The sequence below is a fragment of the Noviherbaspirillum aridicola genome (genome assembly GCF_019656455.1).
GTDB lineage: Bacteria > Pseudomonadota > Gammaproteobacteria > Burkholderiales > Burkholderiaceae_D > Noviherbaspirillum > Noviherbaspirillum aridicola.
On the sequence record NZ_BPMK01000011.1, the window covers coordinates 131348 to 153794 of the forward strand.

At 66.9% G+C, this 22447-nt stretch carries 20 protein-coding genes; 5 read left to right on the plus strand and 15 right to left on the minus strand.

What is annotated here, in order from left to right:
- Window positions 1-13 precede the first annotated feature (13 nt).
- From NCCP691_RS13640 to flgL, 4 genes are all read left to right on the plus strand, one after another.
- A complete protein-coding gene (locus NCCP691_RS13640; RefSeq protein WP_373870358.1) occupies window positions 14-1138 on the plus strand; it encodes a flagellar basal body P-ring protein FlgI in 1125 nt (374 codons plus the stop codon).
- A 9-nt stretch (window positions 1139-1147) separates the two neighbouring features.
- The gene (gene flgJ / locus NCCP691_RS13645) at window positions 1148-2059 is read left to right on the plus strand and encodes a flagellar assembly peptidoglycan hydrolase FlgJ (protein ID WP_220809088.1); all 912 of its coding nucleotides are present in this window, start codon (window positions 1148-1150) and stop codon (window positions 2057-2059) included.
- An 87-nt stretch (window positions 2060-2146) separates the two neighbouring features.
- Window positions 2147-4309, plus strand: a complete 2163-nt coding sequence (gene flgK, locus NCCP691_RS13650; RefSeq protein WP_220809089.1) for a flagellar hook-associated protein FlgK — start codon at window positions 2147-2149, stop codon at window positions 4307-4309.
- A gap of 32 nt (window positions 4310-4341) precedes the next feature.
- Entirely contained in the window at window positions 4342-5538 is a 1197-nt protein-coding gene (gene flgL, locus NCCP691_RS13655) for a flagellar hook-associated protein FlgL (RefSeq protein ID WP_220809090.1), read from the plus strand.
- A 151-nt stretch (window positions 5539-5689) separates the two neighbouring features.
- On the opposite strand, the gene fliR is transcribed toward flgL, so the two are convergent.
- From fliR to fliF, 13 genes are all read right to left on the minus strand, one after another.
- Window positions 5690-6475, minus strand: coding sequence for a flagellar biosynthetic protein FliR (gene fliR / locus NCCP691_RS13660; protein ID WP_220809091.1), 786 nt, complete (start codon window positions 6473-6475; stop codon window positions 5690-5692).
- Between the two features lie 175 nt (window positions 6476-6650).
- Window positions 6651-6920 (minus strand): flagellar biosynthesis protein FliQ, encoded by a 270-nt coding sequence (fliQ, locus tag NCCP691_RS13665; RefSeq protein WP_220809092.1) that lies wholly within the window; start codon window positions 6918-6920, stop codon window positions 6651-6653.
- 9 nt (window positions 6921-6929) lie between these two features.
- Window positions 6930-7709 (minus strand): flagellar type III secretion system pore protein FliP, encoded by a 780-nt coding sequence (gene fliP / locus NCCP691_RS13670; protein ID WP_220809093.1) that lies wholly within the window; start codon window positions 7707-7709, stop codon window positions 6930-6932.
- The gene (gene fliO, locus NCCP691_RS13675; RefSeq protein WP_238482430.1) at window positions 7699-8148 is read right to left on the minus strand and encodes a flagellar biosynthetic protein FliO; all 450 of its coding nucleotides are present in this window, start codon (window positions 8146-8148) and stop codon (window positions 7699-7701) included. Before fliO ends, fliP begins: the two co-directional genes overlap by 11 nt.
- Window positions 8149-8150: 2 nt before the next feature.
- A complete protein-coding gene (gene fliN, locus NCCP691_RS13680; protein WP_220809095.1) occupies window positions 8151-8561 on the minus strand; it encodes a flagellar motor switch protein FliN in 411 nt (136 codons plus the stop codon).
- Window positions 8554-9552, minus strand: a complete 999-nt coding sequence (gene fliM, locus NCCP691_RS13685) for a flagellar motor switch protein FliM (RefSeq protein WP_220809096.1) — start codon at window positions 9550-9552, stop codon at window positions 8554-8556. The genes fliN and fliM overlap by 8 nt, the downstream gene beginning before the upstream one ends.
- Window positions 9553-9556: 4 nt before the next feature.
- Entirely contained in the window at window positions 9557-10090 is a 534-nt protein-coding gene (fliL, locus tag NCCP691_RS13690) for a flagellar basal body-associated protein FliL (RefSeq protein WP_220809097.1), read from the minus strand.
- A 134-nt stretch (window positions 10091-10224) separates the two neighbouring features.
- A complete protein-coding gene (locus tag NCCP691_RS13695) occupies window positions 10225-11364 on the minus strand; it encodes a flagellar hook-length control protein FliK (RefSeq protein ID WP_220809098.1) in 1140 nt (379 codons plus the stop codon).
- Window positions 11365-11373: 9 nt separating this feature from the next.
- Entirely contained in the window at window positions 11374-11814 is a 441-nt protein-coding gene (fliJ, locus tag NCCP691_RS13700) for a flagellar export protein FliJ (RefSeq protein WP_220809099.1), read from the minus strand.
- Window positions 11815-11843: 29 nt separating this feature from the next.
- On the minus strand, window positions 11844-13253 hold the full coding sequence (gene fliI, locus NCCP691_RS13705; protein ID WP_220809100.1) for a flagellar protein export ATPase FliI: 1410 nt from the start codon (window positions 13251-13253) through the stop codon (window positions 11844-11846).
- Window positions 13250-13945 carry a flagellar assembly protein FliH gene (fliH, locus tag NCCP691_RS13710; RefSeq protein ID WP_220809101.1) on the minus strand — a complete coding sequence of 232 codons (696 nt, stop codon included), beginning with the start codon at window positions 13943-13945 and terminating at the stop codon, window positions 13250-13252. The genes fliI and fliH overlap by 4 nt, the downstream gene beginning before the upstream one ends.
- A 20-nt stretch (window positions 13946-13965) precedes the next feature.
- Window positions 13966-14961 carry a flagellar motor switch protein FliG gene (gene fliG, locus NCCP691_RS13715; RefSeq protein ID WP_220809102.1) on the minus strand — a complete coding sequence of 332 codons (996 nt, stop codon included), beginning with the start codon at window positions 14959-14961 and terminating at the stop codon, window positions 13966-13968.
- The gene (fliF, locus tag NCCP691_RS13720; RefSeq protein ID WP_373870359.1) at window positions 14954-16729 is read right to left on the minus strand and encodes a flagellar basal-body MS-ring/collar protein FliF; all 1776 of its coding nucleotides are present in this window, start codon (window positions 16727-16729) and stop codon (window positions 14954-14956) included. Before fliF ends, fliG begins: the two co-directional genes overlap by 8 nt.
- A gap of 172 nt (window positions 16730-16901) precedes the next feature.
- Between fliF and fliE the strand changes: the two genes are divergently transcribed.
- Entirely contained in the window at window positions 16902-17246 is a 345-nt protein-coding gene (gene fliE / locus NCCP691_RS13725; protein WP_220809104.1) for a flagellar hook-basal body complex protein FliE, read from the plus strand.
- A 58-nt stretch (window positions 17247-17304) separates the two neighbouring features.
- On the opposite strand, the gene NCCP691_RS13730 is transcribed toward fliE, so the two are convergent.
- Complete coding sequence (locus NCCP691_RS13730) at window positions 17305-19224, minus strand: sensor domain-containing diguanylate cyclase (protein ID WP_220809105.1); 1920 nt, start codon at window positions 19222-19224, stop codon at window positions 17305-17307.
- The gene (locus NCCP691_RS13735; RefSeq protein WP_220809106.1) at window positions 19221-22412 is read right to left on the minus strand and encodes a PAS domain S-box protein; all 3192 of its coding nucleotides are present in this window, start codon (window positions 22410-22412) and stop codon (window positions 19221-19223) included. Before NCCP691_RS13735 ends, NCCP691_RS13730 begins: the two co-directional genes overlap by 4 nt.
- Between the last annotated feature and the right edge of the window lie 35 nt (window positions 22413-22447).

The window sequence follows — 22447 nt, forward strand, 5'->3', positions numbered from 1 at the left end:
AGGCGACGGGCAGATGGATCAGTATTTCGCAACGATGAAAAAAACCGCGGCCGCCGTGCTCTGCGCCTGCAGCCTGCTCGGCGCCGGCGCCGCCCATGCGGAGCGCCTGAAGGACCTGGCCAGCATCCAGGGCGTGCGCCAGAACCAGCTGATCGGCTATGGCCTGGTCGTCGGCCTCGACGGCAGCGGCGACCAGACCACGCAGACGCCGTTCACCGTGCAGAGCGTGGTGAGCATGCTGCAGAACCTGGGCGTGAACCTGCCGCCGAACAGCACGCTGCAGCTCAAGAACGTGGCCGCGGTGGTGGTGACCGCTTCGCTGCCGCCGTTCGCGCAGCCCGGCCAGATGCTGGACGTGACCGTGTCCTCGATGGGTAATGCCAAGAGCCTGCGCGGCGGTACGCTGCTGATGACGCCGCTCAAGGGCGCCGACGGGCAGATCTACGGCATCGCGCAGGGCAACGTGCTGGTCGGCGGCGTCGGCGCCTCGGCCAACGGCAGCAAGGCCCAGGTCAATCACCTGAGCGTGGGCCGTATTTCCAACGGCGCCACCGTCGAACGCGCGGTGCCGACCTCGCTCGGCAACGGCGATTCGGTATTCCTCGAACTCAACGACAGCGATTTTTCCACCGCCAGCCGGGTGGTGGATGCGATCAACCGCAGCTTCGGTCCGGAGACCGCCGCCGCCCAGGACGGCCGCGTGATCCGCGTGCGCGCCCCGCTGGAGAATGACAGCCGGGTCGCTTTTCTCGGCCGTCTCGAAAGCCTGAACGTGACGCCGGCGCAGGGCAATGCCAAGGTCATCCTGAATGCGCGCACGGGCTCCGTCGTGATGAACCAGGCGGTGACGCTCGAGGATTGCGCGGTCTCCCACGGCAACCTGTCGGTGGTGATCAATACCGAGCCGGTGATCAGCCAGCCCGCCCCGTTCTCGGCCGGGCAGACGGTGGTGGCCGGCAGCTCGCAGATCGACATCAAGAAGGAGCCGGGCCAGGTCCTGCTGCTCAAGGGCGGCACCTCGCTGGCCGACGTCGTCAAGGCGCTCAATGCCATCGGCGCCACGCCGCAGGATCTGCTGGCGATACTGCAGGCGATGAAAGCGGCGGGCTCGCTGCGCGCCGAACTCGAAATCATCTGACCGCACACCATGACCAGTCCCGTCAACAACAACGCCACCGACAGTTTTGCGCTCGACCTCAAGCAGGTCGGGGATCTGCGGCGCTCGGCGAGGAACAACTCGCCCGAGGCGCTGAAGTCGACCGCGACCCAGTTCGAGGCGATGTTCGTCAACATGATGCTAAAGAGCATGCGCGATGCGACGCCGCAGGAGGGCGTGTTCGACAGCCAGCAGAGCCGCATGTACACCTCGATGCTGGATCAGCAGCTGAGCCAGACCATGGCTTCCAAGGGCATCGGCCTGGCCGACGTGCTGACCCGCCAGCTGTCGAACATCGTCCGCCAGCAGGAGGGGCAGGGCGCGGTCGATCTCGACGCGGTCAAGCCCTTCGAGCTCGAGCGCCGGCGCTTCGAGGCCGCCAAGGGGAACGCACCCGGCGCGCCCGCCGTACCCGAGGCGGCGGCATCGAAGTCTTCCCGTCCGGCGCATGTGCGCGCATTCCAGGAACGCCTCGGCGCGCATGCGGAAGAAGCGAGCCGCAGCACCGGCATTCCGGCCAAGTTCATGCTCGGCCAGGCGGCGCTGGAGAGCGGCTGGGGCCGGCGCGAGATCACGGCGGCCGACGGTACCCGCAGCCATAACGTGTTCGGCATCAAGGCCGGCGCCGGTTGGAAGGGCAAGGTGGTGGAAGCCGCCACCACAGAGTATGTCAACGGCGTGCCGCAGACGAAGATCGAGCGGTTCCGCGCCTATGACACTTACGCCGATGCCTTCCGCGATTACGCCAGCCTGCTCAAGAACAACCCGCGCTACAAGAACGTGATCGCCAATGCCCAGGACGCGGTCGGCTTCGCGCACGGCCTGCAGAAGGCCGGCTATGCGACCGATCCCCAGTACGGCGCCAAGCTGGCGCGCATCATCACGCGCTCATTGTCGGCTTAATAACGAAAACGGCAGCGTGGCAGGCGGCCCTCAAGTTTCCGCCGGCGCTGCCGTTCAAACAGACATCGAATCCCGGGAAAACCCACCATGAGCTCAATCCTCAGCATCGGCAAGAGCGCGCTGGCCGCGGCGCAGGCAGGCCTGGCCACCACGGGCCACAATATTGCCAATGCTGCCACGCCGGGCTACTCCCGCCAGGAAGTGCTGCAGACTTCGGCGGGCGCACAAAACCTCGGCTCGGGCTACATCGGCAAGGGCACGGCGATTTCCGACGTGCGCCGCATCTACAGCGACATCCTCGCCGGGAACGTGCGCACCGGGATGTCGGCCCAGGGCCAGACCGAGGCGTACTACACGCAGCTCAACCAGATCAACAATGTGCTGGCCAACAGTTCGGCCGGTCTGTCGCCGACGCTCCAGGACTTCTTCGCCAGCATTCAGAATCTGGCGTCGCACCCGAACGCCAACGAGGCGCGCCAGTCGGTGATCTCCGCCGGGCAGACGCTGGTGTCGCGCTTCCAGGCGCTCGACGGCCAGATGCGCGAGCTGGCGGGCAACGTCAACAGCCAGATCGAGTCCACCGTCACCACCATCAATACCTACGCCGAGCAGATCGCCAAGCTCAACGACGCGATCGAACTCGCGGCCGGCGCCGCCGGCGGCAAGGCATCCAATGACTTGCTCGACCAGCGCGACCACGCGATCACCGAGCTGAGCAGGGAAATCAAGACCACCGTCGTCCGCCAGGGCAACAGCTATAACGTCTTCGTCGGCAACGGCCAGCCGCTCGTGGTCGGCGCCAACGACTACAAGCTGACCACGGTGGACTCGGAATACGACCCGACGCGTACCGAGGTCGGCTATCTCAGCAACGGCAAGATCATCGAGCTGGGACAGAACAGCCTGTCGGGCGGCCGTCTCGGTGGCCTGCTGGAATTCCGCAGCAAATCGCTCGATCCGGCATTCAGCGCGCTCGGCCGGGTGGCGATAGGCCTGGCGTCGACCTTCAATGCGCAGCATCGTCTTGGCGTGGACCAGAACGGCGCCAACGGCGGCGACTTTTTCAGCATCGCGCTGCCGACCGCCCAGGGCAGCAAGGACAATACCTCGGGCGCGAGAATACAGCTTGCGCTCAGCGATGCCGGCGCGCTGACCGGCGACGAATACGAGCTGACGTTCAACGGCGCCGCGAGTTACACCCTGGTCAACCGCACGACCGGCGAGCGCTCCACCGGTCCGTTCGACGAAGTCACGTCGAGGATCAAGGGCGTAACCGTTTCCGCGCCGTCGCCGGCCATGGCGAACGGCGAGTCCTTCCTGATCGCGCCCGCCCGGAGCGGCGCCGCCGATATCAAGTTGGCGGTGACAGACGTCGCCAAGCTCGCGGCAGGGTCGCCGGCGGTATCGTCGGCCCCGACCGGCAATACGGGATCGGGCAAGATTTCCGCGGTCACCGTGAACTCCTCGGTACTGATGCAGGCTGCGCCGCTGAGCCTGACTTACGCCGGCGCCTCGCCCGGTGGAACACTGTCAGGCTTCCCCGCAAACCAGCCGGTTTCCGTGACGCGCGGTGCCACCACCACCAGCTATCCCGCAGGCACCGCGAGCGTTCCTTACGATACCGGCGATGTCGTCACGGTCGGCGGGGTGGCGCTGCACGGCATTCCTGCCGTAGCCGGAGCCCATCCGATCGATCGGCCCTACACCACGTTGCAATTCAGCGGCGGCAGTCTTCGGAATTTCCCCGACAATGCCGTCGTCAGCGTCAGGCATGCCAACGGCACGACAGCGACGCACAATGTCGCAAACTGGACGACGACCATCCCCTACGCCGAAGGCGATACCTTCAGCTTCGGCGGCATCAGCGTCACCATTACTGGCACGCCAGTGGATGGCGACAGCTTTGTCATCGGGCCCAATCCGACCGGCGCCGGCGACAACCGCAACGCGCTCGCGCTCGGCGCGCTGCAGACGGCGAAAACCATGGCCGGCGGCACGACGACCTACCAGGGCGCCTACGGGCAGCTGGTGAGCGCGGTCGGCAACAAGACGCGCGAACTGGAGGTCTCCAACAAGGCCGAGACCAAATACCTTGAACAGGCGGAAGCCGAGTTCCAGGCCGAATCGGGCGTCAACCTCGACGAGGAAGCCGCCAACCTGATGCGTTACCAGCAGGCCTACCAGGCCGCCGCGAAGATGATGCAGACCGCCAGCCAGCTGTTCGACATGCTGCTGCAGATGGGCGGATAAACCGGGCAGCGCCAGCAAGACGGGAACATGACATGACCATACGCATCAGCACCAACTCGCTATTTTCGACCAGCTCGGGCCGCCTGAGCGATCTGCAGGCGCGCCTGAACAAAATGCAGGAACAGATTTCCCTCGGCAAGCGCATCACCGTGCCGTCGGACGACCCGGTCGGCGCTGCCCAGGTGCTGGAACTGACCCAGGGACAGTCGATCAACAACCAGTTCGCGGTCAACCGCAACAATGCGAAGGCGGCGCTCGAACTGGAGGAACACATGCTGCAGGGCGTCACCACGCTGATCCAGAACGCGCAGACGCTGGTGGTCTCGGCCGGCAACGGCAGCCTGCTCGACCAGGAGCGCGGATTCATCGCGACAGAGCTGGAAGGCCATCTTGCCGACCTGTTCGGTCTGGCCAATTCTCGCGATGGAGAGGGCAACTACATCTTCGGCGGTTACAAGGTCAATGACCCGCCGTTCGTGAAGACGCCGACTGGCGCGCGTTACGACGGCGACCAGGGGCAGCGGCAGCTGCAGGTCGGCCCGATGCGCAACCTCGAAATTAACGATGCCGGCAATCGGGTATTCGAGGACATGCGTACTGGTACCGGGCTGCTGACGACCAGCGCGGCAGCCGGCAACAGAGGAACTGGAATCATTTCCAATGCGGCGATCAAGGGCAGCTTGACCACCGATACGTACACGATCGCGTTCACCAGTGCGACGCAGTACACCATCCAGCGCAACGGTGATCCTGCCTCCCCTCCAATCGACTATGTGAGCGGCCAGTCGATCAGCGTCGGGCCCTATGAACTCACCATCACGGGCATGCCGGCCACGGACGATGTCTTCCGACTAGAGCCAAGCCCGAAGCAGGACCTCTTTAAAACGATGACCGACCTGATCGAACTGCTCAAGAGGCCGGCGACGAGCGATGCTGACAAGGCCAGGCTGGCCAACGGCCTCAATATGGCAGGCAACAACCTCGCCAACGCGCTCGACAATGTGCTGACGGTGCGCGCCGGGGTCGGCGCCCGTCTCAAGGAAGTGGATGCGCTCGACACGCAGGGCGAGGAGCGCGATACGCTGTACGCGAAGAGCCTGCAGACCCTCCAGGACCTGGATTACACCAAGGCCATCTCCGACCTGTCCAAGCAGCAGATCATCCTGGAGGCGGCGCAGCAGTCCTTCGTCAAGACCTCCGGCCTGAGCCTCTTCAATTACATGTCCTGATCCGGCGCGGCGGGCGGCCGCACAGGCCGCGCTTCCCGCACCCCCCGGGCGAGCCGGGGAATGGCGATCGCCGCTTTCGGCGCTCGCAGGGATGCCTGCCCTCCCTATTCAGACCGTGCGTTCCCCGGCGCGGTTTCCCGTCGTTCGCGGTTCAACGCGCGGGCACGACCAGCGTCTGGCGGATGAAGCCATTCCCCTGCTCGAACATCCGTTCGATCGGCCCCCGCAGGTAGGGCAGGGACAGCATCAGCACGATGAAGCCCGCGCCGAGCGTGACCGGAAAACCGATGCCGAACAGGTTGAGCTGCGGCGCGGCGCGCGTGAGGATGCCCAGCGCGATGTTGGTCAGCAGGAGGGCGGCGATGACGGGCAGCGCGAGCTGCACGCCGGCGCTGAAGATCAGGCCGCCCCACAGCGCGAGCTGGCGGAAGCCGCCGGCGCCCATCGGCGTCGCGGCGATCGGCAGGCTGACGAAGCTGCGCGCGAGCGTTTCCAGCATCATCAGGTGCACGTCCAGCGCCAGGAAGATCATCAGCGCCAGCAGGGCGAGAAACTGCGCCAGCGCCGACGTGCGTGCGCGCGTCTGGGGGTCGAAGAAGGTGGCGAAGCCGAAGCCCATCGTGAGGCCGGCGGCTTCTCCCGCCATCTCGACCGCCGCCATCACCAGCCGCATGGCAAATCCCATCGCCAGGCCGATCACGAGCTGCTGCATCAGGATCAGCAGGCCCGCGAGCGACATCGGGTCGGCGGCGGGCTGGGCCGGCACGGTGGGCGCGATGACCAGCGTGAGCATGATGCCCAGCCCGAGCTTGACCCGTACCGGCACCGACAGGTTGCCGAACAGCGGCGCGGCGGCGATCAGGCCGAGGATACGGGTCAGCGGCCAGAGGAAGCCGGCGACCAGGGCATAGAGTTCTGTGTTGGTGAAGGAGATCATTGCAGATCGGGCTTAATGCCGCCCAGCGCGGGTTTCCGTGCCTGTGTCGCGGTGCTCGAGGCGGTGGCACTGCGCGGCGACGGCGCTCTCTTGTTTTTCGTCGGTGCCCCGGCACGCCTGCTGATACTGCGGCGTCGCTTCGTGTTCCTCGGCTTGCACTGCTGGTCCGGCTTTCCTAGCCCAGCATCCCCGGAATCCCGGTGAACATCTGGCGCATGTAATCCAGCATCACGGTCAGCATCCACGGACCGGCGATGATCATGGTGACGAAGATCGCGACCAGCTTGGGAATGAAGGAGAGGGTGGTTTCGTTGATCTGGGTGGCGGCCTGGAAGATGCTGACGATGAGGCCGACGATCAGCGCCACGAGCAGCATCGGCGCAGCGACCATCAGCGTGACTTCCATTGCGTGGCGGCCCATCGTGATTACGCTTTCGGGTGTCATCGGCGGTCCTCAGTAGAAGCTTTGCGCAAGCGAGCCGATCAGCAGCTGCCAGCCGTCGACCAGCACGAACAGCATCAGCTTGAACGGCAGTGAAACGATCGCCGGCGACATCATCATCATGCCCATCGACATCAGGATGCTGGCTACCACCATGTCGATGATCAGGAACGGAATGAAGATCGCGAAGCTGATCTGGAACGCGGTCTTGAGTTCGCTGGTGATGAAGGCCGGGATCAGTATGCGCAGCGGCACGTCCTCGGGGCCGTTGAGCTGCGGGCTGTCGGACAGCTTGACGTAGAGCGCGAGATCGGATTCCCGGGTCTGGCGGATCATGAAGGTCTTCAGCGGCGCGGCGCCGCGTTCGAGCGCCTGCTGCATGGTGATCTTGTTTTCAGACAGCGGCTGGTAGGCCTCGGTGTAGACCCGGTCGAGCACCGGTCCCATCACGAACAGCGTCAGGAACAGGGCCAGGCCGACCAGTACCTGATTGGGCGGCGCGGTCTGCGTGCCGAGCGCCTGGCGCAGCAGCGACAGCACGATGATGATGCGGGTGAAGCTGGTCATCATCAGCAGCGCCGCCGGCAGCATCGACAGCGCGGTCAGCAGCAGCATGGTCTGCAGGCTGAGGGTGTAGGTCTGGCTGCCGCCCGGTCCGGGAGTGCTGGTGAAGGCCGGCAGGCCGGCCTGCTGCGCCCAGGCGAATGCGGGCAGGCAGAGCAGGGCGGCGAGCGCGAAAGTGCGGGTGAATCGTGTCACGGAAAATCCTGCGGCGCGTGCCTCAGCGGGCATTGCGCCTGTCCATCGTTTGTTTGAGCCAGGCCGGGAAGTTCGGCTGCGAGGCGGCGGGCACGGCGGAGGCCGGCGCCTCGCCCCGGGGCATGGTGGAGAGGGCGCTGACGCGGCCGGGGGCGACGCCGACCACGATCCACTGGTCGCCGACTTCCACCACCAGCACCCGCTCGCGGTTTCCGACCGAGACGCCGCCGACGACGCGGGCGACGCTGCCCGCGGCGCCGCGCGCCAGGCCGGTGCGCTTGGCCAGCCAGGCGGTGCCGGCCAGCAGCGCCAGCACGACCGCCAGCCAGAGCAACACCTGCAGCAGACCGCCGGCGCCGACTGCGGACGGCGCCGACGCGGAAACGGCGGGCGCCGCGGTGCCGGCGGTCTGCGCCAGCGCGGGCGCGGCGGCCGCGAATGCGATGACGGTGGCCGGCAGTAGTGCGCGCATCTTCATTTGTTCAGCTTGCGGATGCGTTCGGAGGGGGTGATGATGTCGGTCAGGCGGATGCCGAACTTGTCGTTCACCACCACCACCTCGCCCTGGGCGATGAGGCAGCCGTTGACCAGCACATCCATCGGCTCGCCGGCCAGGCCGTCAAGCTCGACCACCGAACCCTGCGCCAGCTGCAGCAGGTTCTTGATCGCGATCTTGGTGCGGCCGAGTTCGACCGTCAGCTGGACCGGGATGTCGAGAATGAAGTCGATGTCGTTGTGGGTGCCGGTCTTGATGCCGGCGCCGGAAAACTCCTGGAACACGTCGGCCGGGGCCTGCTTGGCAGCGGCGGCGGCTTCCGCCTGGGCCTGCTCGGCGATCGCCGCGCCCCAGTCGTCCTCGGTGATGCTGCCGTTTTCGTCAGCCATGATCTTCTCCTGTTAATTCATTGACGGTGTGCGTCAAAAGCTTTTCCACGCGCAGCGCATACTGGCCGTTGAACTTGCCGTAGCGGCATTCCATCACCGGCACGCCGTCGACCTTGGCTGCGATCATTTCCGGCACGGCGATCGGAATCACGTCGCCCGCCTTCATGTTGAGTATGTCGCCGAGGGTGAGCGTGGCGTGGCCGAAGTCGGCCACGATCTGCACCTCGGCGGTCTGGATCTGCTGCGTCATCAGACGTACCCAGCGCTTGTCCATCTCCAGCGTCTCGCCCTGCAGGCTCGAGGTCAGGATGTCGCGGATGGGTTCGATCATCGAGTACGGCGTGCAGAAATGCATCTCGCCGCTGACGGGGCCGAGCTCGATGGTGAAGGTGGTGGCGACCACCACCTCGTTCGGCGTGGCGATGTTGGCGAACTGGGTGTTCATCTCCGAGCGCACGTACTCGAACTCGACCGGATACACCGGCTCCCACGACTTGGCGTAGGTCTCGAAGACGATGTTGAGGATGCGCTGGATGATGCGCTGCTCGGTCTGGGTGAAGTCGCGGCCTTCGACCCGGGTATGGAAACGTCCGTCGCCGCCGAACAGGTTGTCGACCAGCAGGAACACCAGGTTGGGGTCGAACACCATCAGCGCGGTACCGCGCAGCGGCTTCATGTGCACCAGGTTGAGGTTGGTCGGCACCACCAGGTTGCGGATGAACTCGCTGTACTTGTGCACCCGCACCGGGCCGATCGACACTTCCGCGCTGCGGTGCAGGAAGTTGAACAGGCCGATGCGCAACAGGCGCGCGAAGCGCTCGTTGATGATTTCGAGCGTCGGCATGCGGCCGCGCACGATGCGTTCCTGCGTCGCCAGGTTGTACGGGCGTATTCCGGAAGCATCTTCCGGCGCGGCGGTATCGTCCTGGTCGCCGGTGACGCCCTTGAGCAGGGCATCGACTTCTTCCTGTGACAGGAAATTGTCGGCCATGGGCTTACTGGATCACGAAAGAGGTGAACAGCACGGCGGAGACGTCGAGCGGGTCGCCCTTCTTGGTGAACGGCTTGCTGACGGCCTCGACGATTTCTTCCTGCAGCTTTTCCTTGCCCTCGGTGGTATTGAGTTCCGATGCCTTCTTCGATGCGAGCAGCATGAGGATGCGGCTGCGCACCAGCGGCATGTATTGCTTGATCAGCTCTACCTGGGTATCGTCGGCGACCTGCATGGTGACCGTGACCTGCAGATACTGGTCGATGCCCTCGGACTGCAGGTTGACGGTGAACGGTTCCATCGGGACGAAGACCGGCGGCTTGCCCGGCTGCTGCTTGGCGGCCTTGGCCGGCTTGGCCTCCTCGGCCTCGGCGTGGTCCGATCCTTTCATGAAGAACCAGGCGGCGCCACCGCCGCCGGCGGCGAGCACGACGGCCGCGAGGGCGATGATCATGAGCTTCTTGGTGGATTTCGGCGCAGCCTTGGCTGCGTCATCCAGCGGTACGACTTTAGCGGATGCCTTGGGAGCGGTTGCCATCTTCTATCCTTGGTGCGCTGTCTTCCGACAGACTCGTATGCCTATGATTATCCTGCCGGGCGCGCCAACGGAATGCGCTGAACAGAAGGCCGAAGAACCCCCTGTTTCATGCTTGCCCTCGCCGGACGTGCGCGTCAGGCGAAGGTATCGACCAGACCGTTGCCGCCGCCGGCGCGCACCACGGTCGACACGCGCTGCCCGCTGTCGCCGCCGGTGCCGCCGCCACGGCCGGTGCCGCCGTTGCCGTTGCCGCGCGCGCCGGACTGGTCCGTGCCGCCCTGCTGGTTGGGCGCGCCGCTGTTGACGCTCGCCTGGCCCAGCTGGATGCCCGCTTCGCCGAGCATGTCGCGCAGTTTCGGCAGCGCCGCTTCAAGCGCTTGCCTGACTTCCGGCTGGGCGGCGGTGAAGGTGGCGCTGGCTTGCGAATTCGACACGCTCAGCACTACCTGTAACGGCCCGAGATCGGGAGGATTGAGGGTAAGGGATGCGGATTGCTGTTCGCCGGCCACCATCCAGACCACTTTCTGTCCGAGCGCCTGGTCCCAGGCCGGCGTGCCGACCGCCGGTGTCAGCCTGTCCGCGGCGGCGGGCTGCGCATGGCGCATGGCCTGCAGCGCGGGGTTCTGGGCGACCGGCGTGGCGGCCGCCATGCGGCTGGCGGACTCCTGCATCGCTTCGAGGAAGGCGGCCTCGCCGGCCTTGCCGGACTTTCCGTCCGCGATCTCCATGCCGGGCAGAAGCTCGCCGGTCCCGGCGGTCCCGTCAGCCGGGGCGGCGGCCGCTTCGGTGTCCCTGGCGTTCGCGCCGAGGACGGCAGACAGATCCGTTTCAGCCTTGCCGGTGGCGGTGCCGAGTTCGAGTGCCGGCGCATCCGCGCGGGCATCGGCGGCGGCGTCGGGCCTGTTCTGGCCGGTGATGCTGTTGATCGCCGCAACGAGCGCCAGCATCTCGGCGGAAAACTGGCTCGCGCTGTCGGCGGCCGCGGATCCGGCGCCGCCGTCCTCATCGGACTTGTCGGCCTTGTCAGCCTTGGCGGACTTTTCGGGGCCGCGGGTTTTTTCCGCCGTCCTGCCGTCCGCCTGCCTCGCGGGCGAAGGCGTCTGCGCCGTCTCCGGCTTGTCGTTGGACGAAGACGAGCGTTGCTCGCCGCGGCCGGCGACTTCACGCGACAGCGCCTGGTCGAAGCCTTGCCCGCCGTCGTTGTCGACCTGCTTGCCGGGCTGCCTGGGGCCGGAAAGCATGCTTGCCGGGCCGTTTACTTGTGTTGTCTGCATGTTCGCTGCCTACCGTTTGTAGTTCGCCAGGCGTGTGGCGTATTCATCCATCATTTTCTGGTCGCGCTTGTTTTCCTTGCGCTGTTCCAGCGCCTGCGCGCGTGTGGCGAGCGTGTCGTACGACAGCCGCTTGCGCTCGCAGGACTGCCATTGTCCGCGCTCGTTCTCGATGCGCTGGCGCGCGTTGTCGACCGCTTTCTGCTGGCCGGCGATCGCCGTGTCCAGCTTTTCCAGGAACTGCTGGAAATTGCGATAGCCCGCCATGCTGATGCCGTTGGCGACGCCCGCGCGGAAGCGCGCTTCGTAGTCGTCGCGGTACTGCATCAGCATGGCCAGCTTCTGTTCGTTGTCCTCGCATGCGCGGACCGCGACGCCGAGCCGCCTTGCGGCTTCGTCGCTTTGCGTGCTTGCCAGTTCGATAAGTATGTCGAGGGCTGAGTTCTTGGCCATGCTGCATTATAGGCAGCGGTCCTTGCCGCCTATCCGCCGAATAGCGAGGCAAGTTGCCCCAAGCTCTCCGCTATGCCGGAGCGCTCGTCGATGTCCTGCTGGAGGAAGGCCTCGATCCTGGGAATGAGCGCGATGGCCTCGTCCAGCACCGGATCGGTCCCCGCGCTGTAGGCGCCGACGCTGATCAGGTCGCGGTTGCGCTGATAGCGGCTGTACAGCTGCTTGAGACGCCGCATCTGCTTCTGATGCCCGGCGTCGGTGATGTTGTGCATCGCGCGGCTGATGGATTGCTCGACATCGATGGCAGGGTAGTGACCGGCTTCGGCCAGCGCGCGATTGAGGACGATGTGGCCGTCGAGGATGGCGCGCGCGGAATCGGCGATCGGGTCCTGCTGGTCGTCGCCCTCGGTCAGCACGGTATAGAAGGCGGTGATCGAGCCGCCGCCTTCCTTGCCGTTGCCGGCCCGCTCGACCAGCGCCGGCAGCTTGGCGAACACCGACGGCGGATAGCCCTTGGTGGCCGGCGGCTCGCCGATCGCGAGCGCGATCTCGCGCTGCGCCATCGCATAGCGGGTGAGGGAATCCATGATCAGCAGCACGCTCTTGCCCTGGTCGCGAAAATACTCGGCGATGGTATGGGTGTAGGCCGCGCCCTGCAGCCGCATCAGCGGCGGCGTGTCGGCCGGCGCCGCGACCACCACCGAACGGGCGAGGCCGGCGGTGCCGAGAATCTGCTCGATGAATTCCTTGACTTCGCGTCCCCGTTCGCCGATCAGCCCGACCACGATCACGTCGGCGCCGGTATAGCGCGCCATCATCCCCAGCAGCACGCTCTTGCCGACGCCGGAACCGGCGAACAGGCCCATGCGCTGGCCGCGGCCGACCGTCAGCATGCTGTTGATCGCGCGCACGCCGACGTCGAGCTTGTCGGTGATCGGCGCCCGCGCCAGCGGGTTGGCGGCACGCACCGACAAGGGGGCGGAGTGCACCGAGTTGAGCGGGCCGAGGCCGTCGAGCGGACGGCCGGCGGCGTCGAGCACCCGGCCCAGCAGTTCATCGCCCACCGGCAGATGGCGTCCGCGGTCGCTCGGGCGGCGGCGCGGATGGCTGACCGCGCCGGGACGGGGCAGGGTGGGGGCCACTTCGATCGGGAAGACGCGTGCGCCGGGGACCACGCCCTCGACATCGCTTTGCGGCATCAGGAACAAGCGATCGTTCTCAAAGCCCACGACTTCGGCTTCGATGCGCGATCCGCTCGGCAGCGCGATGGTGCAGCCGGCGCCGACGGCGAGGCGCAGGCCGACCGCTTCCATCACGAGGCCGGCGACCCTCGTCACGCGTCCGGAAACCAGCATCGGTTCCGGGATCGTCGCCAGCGCGCCGCAGTCGGCCAGAAAGGCCTGCCAGCGGGCGGCGTGGGATGCCGCGGCTTCGTTCATTCCAGCCAGTCCGTGTTGTCGCCGAGCGCCTCGGCGATACGCTGCCAGCGCACCGGGGTGGTGGCGTCGATCTGGTTGCTCCCGGTATCGATGCGGCAGCCGCCGGCGTCGATCTGCGGGTCCTCCGCCAGCCGCCAGCCGCCGCGCTCGAGCTCGTCGCCGATGTGCGAGCGGACGATCTCGGCGTCCTGCGGATTGAGCACCAGCAGGGCGGGCTGCTGCACGCTGGGCAGGTAGCGTATGGCTTCGGTGACGACGGGCAGCACGAGTTCCGGCCGGACCTTCAGCGCGGTTTTCAGCATGGCCTTGGCCAGGTCCAGTGCGAGGTTGAGCATGTCGGCCGCGACCGTCTCGTCCGCCGCCGCGAGCGCGCCGCTGAAGCCGCCGGCCAGCGCGCGCAGGCGCTCCGCCTCCTGCGCGGCGGCGGCGAGGCCTTCGGCGCGGCCGGCTTCGCGGCCTTCCCGCAGGCCGGCTTCCAGGCCGGCCGCGTGGCCTTGCTCAAAGCCCTGTTCGTAGCCCTGCTGCCGGGCCTGCTCCTGCATAGGTGCGGCTTCCTCGGCGGCCGCGCGGGCGGCGAGCAGCTGCGCGTCGGCCGCGGCATGCTTGGACGAGGGGCGTTCGTCGCCAAACGAGGCCATTTCCCAGCGCTGGTAGGCGGACAGGTGTTCCTTGGGGATGACGGGAGAGCTCATACGTGGTCAGTGTCGCCGTGTCAGATGAAGGCGTCGTCGCCCTTGGCGCCGAGGATGATCTGGCCCTCGTCGGCCAGGCGGCGCACGATCTGCAGGATTTCCTTCTGCTGCGCCTCGACCTCGGACAGGCGGACCGGTCCCTTCGACTCCAGGTCTTCGCGCATCATTTCGGCGGCGCGCTGCGACATGTTCTTGAAGATCTTGTCGCGCAGCTCCGGGCTGGCGCCCTTGAGCGCGACGATCAGGGTCTCGGACTGGACTTCGCGCAGCAGGACCTGGATGCCGCGGTCGTCGATGTCGATGATGTTGTCGAACACGAACATCTCGTCCATGATTTTCTGGGCGAGGTCGGTGTCGTAGTTCTTCAGGTTTTCCATCACCGACGCTTCGCTGTCGCCGCTGAGGAAGTTCAGGATCTCGGCCGCGGTCCGCACGCCGCCGATCGGCTTCTTCTTCAGGTTCTCGTTGCCGGTCAACAGCTTGGTCAGCACTTCGTTGAGCTCGCGCAGCGCGGCCGGCTGCACGCCGTCGAGCGTGGCGATGCGCAGCACCACGTCGTTGCGCAGGCGGTCGGTGAAGTAGGTCAGGACCTCGCTGGCCTGATAGCGCTCGAGGTGCACCAGGATGGTGGCGATGATCTGCGGATGTTCGTTGCGGATCAGGTCGGCCACCGACTGCGCGTCCATCCACTTCAGGCTTTCGATGCCGCTGGCGTCGCGCGTGCCGAGGATGCGGTTGAGCAGGGTGGAGGCCTTGTCCTCGCCGAGCGCCTTGGTCAGCACCGAGCGGATGTATTCGTCCGAGTCCAGGCCGAGCGCGCTGCTCTTCTCGGCCTCGGTGCGGAAGTCGCTCAGCACCGCTTCCAGCTGTTCATTGGGCACGCCCTTCATCTTCGACATCGCCGCGCCGAGCTTCTGCACTTCGCGCGGGCCGAGGTACTTCATCACCTCGGCGGCCTCTTCCTCGCCGAGCGCCAGCATCAGGATCGCGCCCTTGACTACGCCGTCCTCACTCATTTTCCACCCATGACTTGACTATGTTGGCGACCACCTTGGGGTCGTCGCGCGCCAGCTTGCGCGCCGCTTCCAGGTTGTTGAGGTAAGCGGGCAGCTTCGGCGTCTCATCCTCTTGCTCGGCCTGGTTCGCGATCTGCACCACCGCGTCTTCCTGCTCCTCGCCTTCTTCCTCTTCCTTCTTTTCCTCCGCCGGCGGAGGCGGCAGGTAGGGCGCGATGATGCGGCGCGTCAGCGGCCGCAGCACGCCGAAGAACAGATAGGCCAGCACGGCGGCGGCGACCAGCCACTTGGCGGCGACCAGTGCGAGGTCGATCATTTCCGGGCGCTGCCAGAACGGAATCTCCGGCAGCACTTCCTTCTCCAGCCCGGCGAAGGGGCTGTTGACCACGTTGAGCGTGTCGCCGCGATCCTTGTTGTAGCCCATGGCTTCGCGCACGAGGTCGGCGATCTGCGCCTTCTCGGCCTCGGACAGCGGCTTCATCGTCACCTTGCCGTCCTTGCCGACTTCCTTGCGGTAGTTGACCACCACCGCCACCGACAGCCGCTTGATGCCGCCCATCGGCTGCTGGACATAGCGCACCGTCTTGTCGACTTCGTAATTCACGGTCGATTCGCGCTGTACGCTCGACGGCGGCGATCCGGTCGCCTGGGCCGGCGCGGCGCCGGGCGCGGTCGCCCCGGGCGCGGCATTGGCCGGGGCATTCACGGGCGCGGTCGCGTTCGGCTGCGGCTGGTTGGTCAGCGCGCCGGGGATGCCGCCCACGCCCGCGCCGCCGCCGACGTTCTCGCTCGTCTGCTGGCTGCGGATGGCGGAATTGGTCGGCTGCCCGTTCGGGGTGTAGACCTCCGCCGCCTGCTCGCTGTGGGAAAAGTCGACGTCGGCCGTCGCCTCGGCGCGCACGTTGGCGGCGCCGACGATGGGCGTGAGGATGGATTCGATGCGCCTGACGATGTTCTGCTGCAGCTCCTGCACATACTTGAGCTGGGTGGGATCGAGGCCGTTCATTCCGGCCTGCTTGCCGTTTTCCGACAGCAGCGTGCCGTTCTGGTCGACCACGGTCACGTTCTTGGTCGAGAGCTCGGGCACGCTGCTGGCGACCAGGTGAACGATGGCGCTGACCTGCTGCGGGTCGAGCGTGCGGCCGGGATGCAGATTGAGCAGCACCGAGGCGGTCGGCTTCTGCTGGTCGCGCACGAACACCGAGGCCTTGGGCATCGCAAGGTGCACGCGCGCCGCCTGCACCGCGGCCACCGACTGGATGGAACGCGCCAGCTCGCCTTCCAGCGCGCGCTGGAAGTTGACCTGTTCGAGGAACTGGGAAATGCCGAGCTTCTGGTTTTCCATCAGCTCGAAGCCGACGCCGCTGGCCTTGGGCAGGCCCTGCGCGGCCAGCTTCAGGCGGGCGTCATGCACCTTGTCGGCCGGGACCAGGATCGCGGTGCCGCCCTCGGCGAACTTGTAGGGAACGTTCTGCTGCTGCAGCGCGGCCACGATGGCGCCGCCGTCGCGGTCGGAGAAATTGGAGAACAGGACGCGGTAGTCCGGCGTCTGGCTCCAGAGCCACACGCCGGCCATCACCGCGAGCACGGCCGCCACGCCGAGCATGAGGAAGAAGTTCTTGCCGCCCGGCGTCTGCGCGAAGCCGATGAGGCCGGAGGGCGGCGTGGCCGGAACGGTAACGGCGCCTTCGCCTGCTGGCGTCATCGCAGTGCTCCCGGCGCGCGGCCGTTGGTCAGGTTGACGATTTTCTCTTGCATGGGAATCGATGTTCCGGGCTTTTTCCTAGGCTCGCATTGTCACCCCGCGGCGGCAAATCAAATCCGCGAATAGAAGGCGATTCCCGCGCCTAATCAGGCAAAAAACATGCCGCGCGCGGTGTTAACTTTGCAGCACTTGGAATGGGGTCCGTTTTGCGACGGGCCGAAAGCATGAGGCAGTCATGAAAACAGGTGGAATCGATACCAGCAGGATCGAGTCGATGATCGCGCAGCTCAAGGCGGCGGCGACGCGGCCGGAGAATGGCGTGAAGGCGCCGCAGCAGGACGACGCGCCGGCGCCGAAGGTGGATTTCGCGGCGGCGCTCAAGGCCTCGCTCGACCAGGTCAGCAACGCCCAACGCGGCGCGGATGCGCTTGCCAGGCGCTTCGTCGCCGGCGACGACAGCGTGAGCCTGTCGGATGTGATGATCAATTCGCAAAAGGCGAGCATCGCCTTCCAGGCCACGGTGCAGGTCCGCAACAAGCTCGTGAGCGCGTATCACGACATCATGAACATGCAGGTATAGCGCGCCGCCCGGGCCTCGCGCCGCCGCGCCGGCCCGTGCGTGCGATCCGCTTCCTTTCCTACCGGGGGCGCACCGCTTCCGTCTCTCTGCCGAGGTGCATCTGCACCCGGCCCCGTCCCGCATCCTTGGCCTGATACATCGCCCGGTCGGCGCAGCGCATCAGGCTCGCCTGGTCGGTGGCGTCGCCCGGATAGGTGGCGATACCGATGCTGGCCGAGATATTCAGCACATGGCCGTCCAGCTCGAAAGGACGGTTGAGCGCGGCGAGAATGTTTTCGCCGATCGCCTGCGCGTCATCCTCCGCGCCGATGGCCGGCAGCAGGACCACGAACTCGTCGCCGCCCACGCGCGCCACCGTGTCCGACCCCCGCAGGCAGCCGCGCACGCGTTCGGCCACCGCTTCGAGCAGCCGGTCGCCGGTGGCATGGCCCCAGGTGTCGTTGACCGGCTTGAACTTGTCGAGATCGAAGTAGATCAGCGCCAGCGGCGTGTTCTCCCGCCGCGCGCGCAGCAGCGCCTGCTGCAGGCGGTCGTTCAGGAGCGCCCGGTTCGGCAGGCCGGTGAGCGGATCGTGCCGCGCCATATGCTCGATCTGCGCCTCGCGTCGCTTGCGATCGGTGATATCGCTGAAGGTCCCGACCATGCGCAGCGGCTTGCCGCTGCGGCTGCGCTTGACGAGCATGCCGCGCGAGAGAATCCATACCGGCGGCTTGCCGCCGAGCGAGCGCACCCGGTGTTCCATCAGATAGGTCGGCGTTTCTCCGACCAGATGCTTCTGCAAGGCGCTGCGCACCGCATTCAGGTCGTCCGGATAGACGAGATCCTGCAGGGCTTCCATCGTGCCGGGCACTTCGTTCTGCTCGAGCTGCAGGATCTGGCGGGTGCGCTCGCTGATGGTCACGCTGCCGCGCGCCAGGTTCCAGTCCCAGACGCCGTCGCCGGAGCCCTCGAGCGCAAACTTCCAGCGCGCCTCGCTCTCGGCCAGTGCATCGACGGCCCGCGCGCGGTGGCGCGCCGCCAGCAGCAGCAGATAGCCGGCGCCGGCCACGAGCAGCGACGCGCCCAGTCCGGCCAGCAGGAAGGCGCGCTGCTGCGCGGCATAGCGCGCCCGCACCGATTCCACGGAGCGTCCGGTCAGTACCGTGAGCTGGTAGCGGGGCAGGTCACGCCAGGCATAGATGCGCTCGATGCCGTCGACTTCCGATACGCGGCGATACAGGCCTGCCGCCGGTCCCTCGGGGCGCAGGAAAAGGCCGGCGTCCATGCGTCCGCCGATGCCCTTGCCGTCCGGGCCGGCGGGATTGCGCGCGAGGATGTCGCCGCCCTGGCGCACCAGCGCCACCGTCGCATCCTCTCCCAGGTTGATCTTGTCGAGGAAGCGTACAAAGTAGGCTGGCGCCACGGAGGCGACGATCACGCCGTCGAAGGTCCCGTCTTGCCGGTACAGCGGACGGGTGAACTGGATCGACCACTGGCCGCTGACGCGGCCGAGTATCGGCTTGCTGATGAAAAGGCGGTCGCCCTGTCGTTCCATGTGCACGCGGATGTGTTCGCGGTCGCTCAAATCCATGCCGACGGCGCTCGTGTCGACGCTCGAGTAGACCAGACGCCCGCGTGCGTCGGTGATCGCCACCTGGAACAGGACGGTCTCGCCGATATGCTGCTGCAGCCGGCGGATGATGCCGCCGAGATCGGCGCGCTGCTGCTGCAGGCGGTCGCGCAGGCCGACGAGCGACAGGTCGATGGTGCCGACGGTGGCGCCCACTTCCTCGGCAAATGCGTGGACAAGGTTGCCCACCTCGGATTTCGTTTCCTGCTCCGCCGCCGCCCGCAGGCGCATGATTTCAAATCCGAGCAGGCCCCACATCGGCGGCAGCACCAGCAGGAGCCCGAGCGCGAGCTGCAGGCCGATGCGCAGGCGCCCGTAAGCGAGATAGGCGGAGTACAGGCCGGTGCCGAGCCGGGTGGCGGCCATCATGCCGCGTCCCCCTTGCCGGCCGCGGCCTGCAATGCCTCGAGATGGCGCAGCAGTTCGCGGTGCAGGTCGAGCAGGGAAGGCGGCAGGGCGGTGGGCGCCGACGGATCGGCAAGCAGATCCGCCGCCATCCGGTGAATGGCTTCATGCGTGGCGAGCAGCGGCGGGAACGCAGGCCGGCTCCCGAAGCGCTGGGCGGCCTCGCCGTGCAGCCAGATGCCGAAGCGGCACTTGTGATGGTCGAGTTCCGGCCCGCTGTCGGCCGCGCCGGCCAGCCGTGCTTCCAGCGCGCGCATCCAGGCGCGGTGCTCGACGCTCGCATACAGCAGCGGCAGGTCGTCGCGCTGCAGCGTGGGGCAAGCCGCCCAGTGCGGCGGCGGATGCCAGCCGCGCAGCCAGCCCGGCAGCGCCGCGGCCGGCATCGGGCGCGCGATGCCGTAGCCCTGGGCGTGGACGCAGCCGAGGCGCAGCAGCAGTTCCGCATGCTCCAGCGTCTCCACGCCTTCGGCCACCGTATCGCGCCGGAAGGCGGAGGCGAGACCCAGAATGCCTTCCAGGATGGCCAGGTCTTCCGGATCGTCGAGCATGTCGCGCACGAAGCCCTGGTCGATCTTGATCTGTTGCGCGGGCAGGCGCTTCAGGTAAAGCAGCGAGGAATATCCGGTGCCGAAGTCGTCGAGCGCGAACGGCACGCCGATCTCCCTGCAGGCAGCGATCACGGTCGTCACATGCCCGATGTCGTCCAGCGCGCTGGTTTCCAGCACCTCCAGCTTCAGCTGTCCCGGCATGAGCGCCGGATACGCGGCCAGCCTGGCCTGCAGCCGCCGCACGAATTCGGGCTGCGCCAGCTGGCGCGCGCCGACATTGACGCTCACGCCGATCCGCACGCCCCCGGCGCGCCAGGCATCCATCTGGGCCAGCGCGGTGTCGAGCGTCCAGTCGCCGATCTCCACGATGAGCGGATGGTCCTCGATCTGCGGCAGGAATTCCATCGGACCCAGCAGGCCGCGCGCGGGATGACGCCAGCGCAGCAGGGCCTCGGCAAAGGGCACCGCGCCGCTGCGGAGGTGCACCACGGGCTGGTAGTACAGCTCGAACTCGCCGCGGCGCAATCCCAGGCGAACCTGCTCCAGCAGTTCATTGCGGCCCTTGACGCTGCGGTCGAGCGCGGTGTCGAACACGCTGTAGCGGTTGCGTCCGGCCAGCTTGGCCTGGTACATCGCCTGGTCGGCCTGGCGCAGCAGCTGGTCGGCGTCGACTTCCTCCGCCTGCGGGAAGAGGGTGACGCCGGCGGAGGCATTGATATGGATGGCGCGGGCGCCGAGCTGCACCGGTTCGGCGACCGCCGCCAGCAGGCGCGTGACCTGTGTCTGATAGTCGGCATTGCCGGGAAGGTCGTTGAAGACCGCGACGAACTCGTCTCCGCCTAACCGGGCGACCGTGTCGCACTCGCGGATGACCTGCTGCATGCGGCCGGCCAGCGCCACCAGCAGGTGATCGCCGACCGCATGGCCGTAGCGGTCGTTGACCTGCTTGAAGCCGTCGAGGTCGAGGCAGGCGATCGCCACCCGCGTGCCGTGGCGGCGCGCGCGCGCCAGCGCCTGGCTCACGCGGTCGGCCAGCAGCAGGCGGTTGGGCAGGCCGGTGAGGGCGTCGTAATGGGCAATCTGCTCCAGCTGCTGTTCATGCGATTTCTGCGCGCTGATGTCGGAAAACAGCGAGACATAGTTGAGCGTCGCGCCACCGGCGTCGCGCACCGCGCTGATGGTCAGCAGCTCGGGATACACCTCGCCGTTCTTGCGGCGGTTCCAGACCTCGCCTTCCCAGTAGCCCTGGCTGGACAGCTGCTGCCACAGGGCGGCATAGAATTCCTTGCCGTGGCGCCCGGACTGAAGGATGCGCGGATTGCGTCCTTCCACTTCGTGCCGCTCGTAGCCGGTGATGCGCAGGAAGGCATCGTTGACGTTGAGGATGGTGCCGTCGGTGGCGGTGATCATGATCGCTTCGCGCGCATGCGTGAACACGCTTACCGCCAGCCTTACCTTTTCCTCGGCCTCCTTGCGCCGGCTGACATCGACCAGAGTGCCGGAAATGCCCCGCCTGCCTTCGCTGTCCACCGTCAGCCGCGCGATCAGCTCCAGCCACCGGGTGCCGCCGTCGCGATGCAGGCAGCGCAGCTCATGGCGGCAATGATCCTGGCTGCGGTCGAGCAGCGGACGGAACATGTCGAGCCAGCGCTGTTTTTCCGCGGGGTCGAGATAGTCGAGGAAATGCGTGCCCAGCGTGTCCTCCACCGGATAGCCGGTGATGTCGGTCCAGGCCGGATTGAGGAAGGTCCACAGTCCGTGCTCGTCGGTCTGGAAGATGACTTCCTTGATGCTGTCGACCACGGAGCGGTAGCGCGCCTCGCTCTCGCGCAGCCGGAGCGCCGCGTTGCGGCTCTCGGTGATGTCTTCCACGGTGGACCATACGCAGGGCGGCCGGTCCGGTTCACGCACCGCCATCGCGGTCACCCGTACCGGCACCCAGTGGCCCGCCCGGTGCAGATATTCCTTTTCATAGGGGCCGAGGCGGCGATGCTGCTCAAGTTCGGCGATGAGCCGCGGGTGCGCCGCGCGGTAGCGGCCGCCGGTCAGCTCGTGATAACCGAGTCCGGTCAGCGAGGCGTCGTCATGCCCGAGGATGCGGGCGAAGGCGGCGTTGTGTTCGATCAGGCGGCCGTTTTCATCCCACAGCGCGATGCCCAGCGGGCAGAGTTCATAGAACCTGGCGAGCCGGGCGCGGGCGGTCTCGCCGCTGTCGATGCTCGGCCGGACGAAGGCGCTGGCGCCGGCGAAGCGGCCGTCCTGGTCAAGGTGCGGCATCGCATGGACGCGGCAGCGTATCACCGTGCCGTCGCTGCTTCGCAGCCGCCGCTCGTAGTGTCCGGGCAAGCCCGCGATGCGGCGTGCCTGCTCGGCGCGGTGGGATTCGCCGTCCTCGGCCAGGATGAAACGGTCCGCGGGCAGGCCGACCAGCATCGCGGGATCGTCGTAGCCGAGCATCGCCGCCAGGGCAGTGTTCGCGTACGTCGTGGTGTAGTTCGCGTCGACCTGCCAGAACCCGTCGTGCGCGTCGTCGAGCAGCGCTGGCGGAACGGCATGCAGGGGCAGGGGAGCCCCGAAAAAATCCTCCGGCTCGGGAAGCTTCATCGGCCCGCTTCCCGTGCTGCAGGACAGGATGCGGA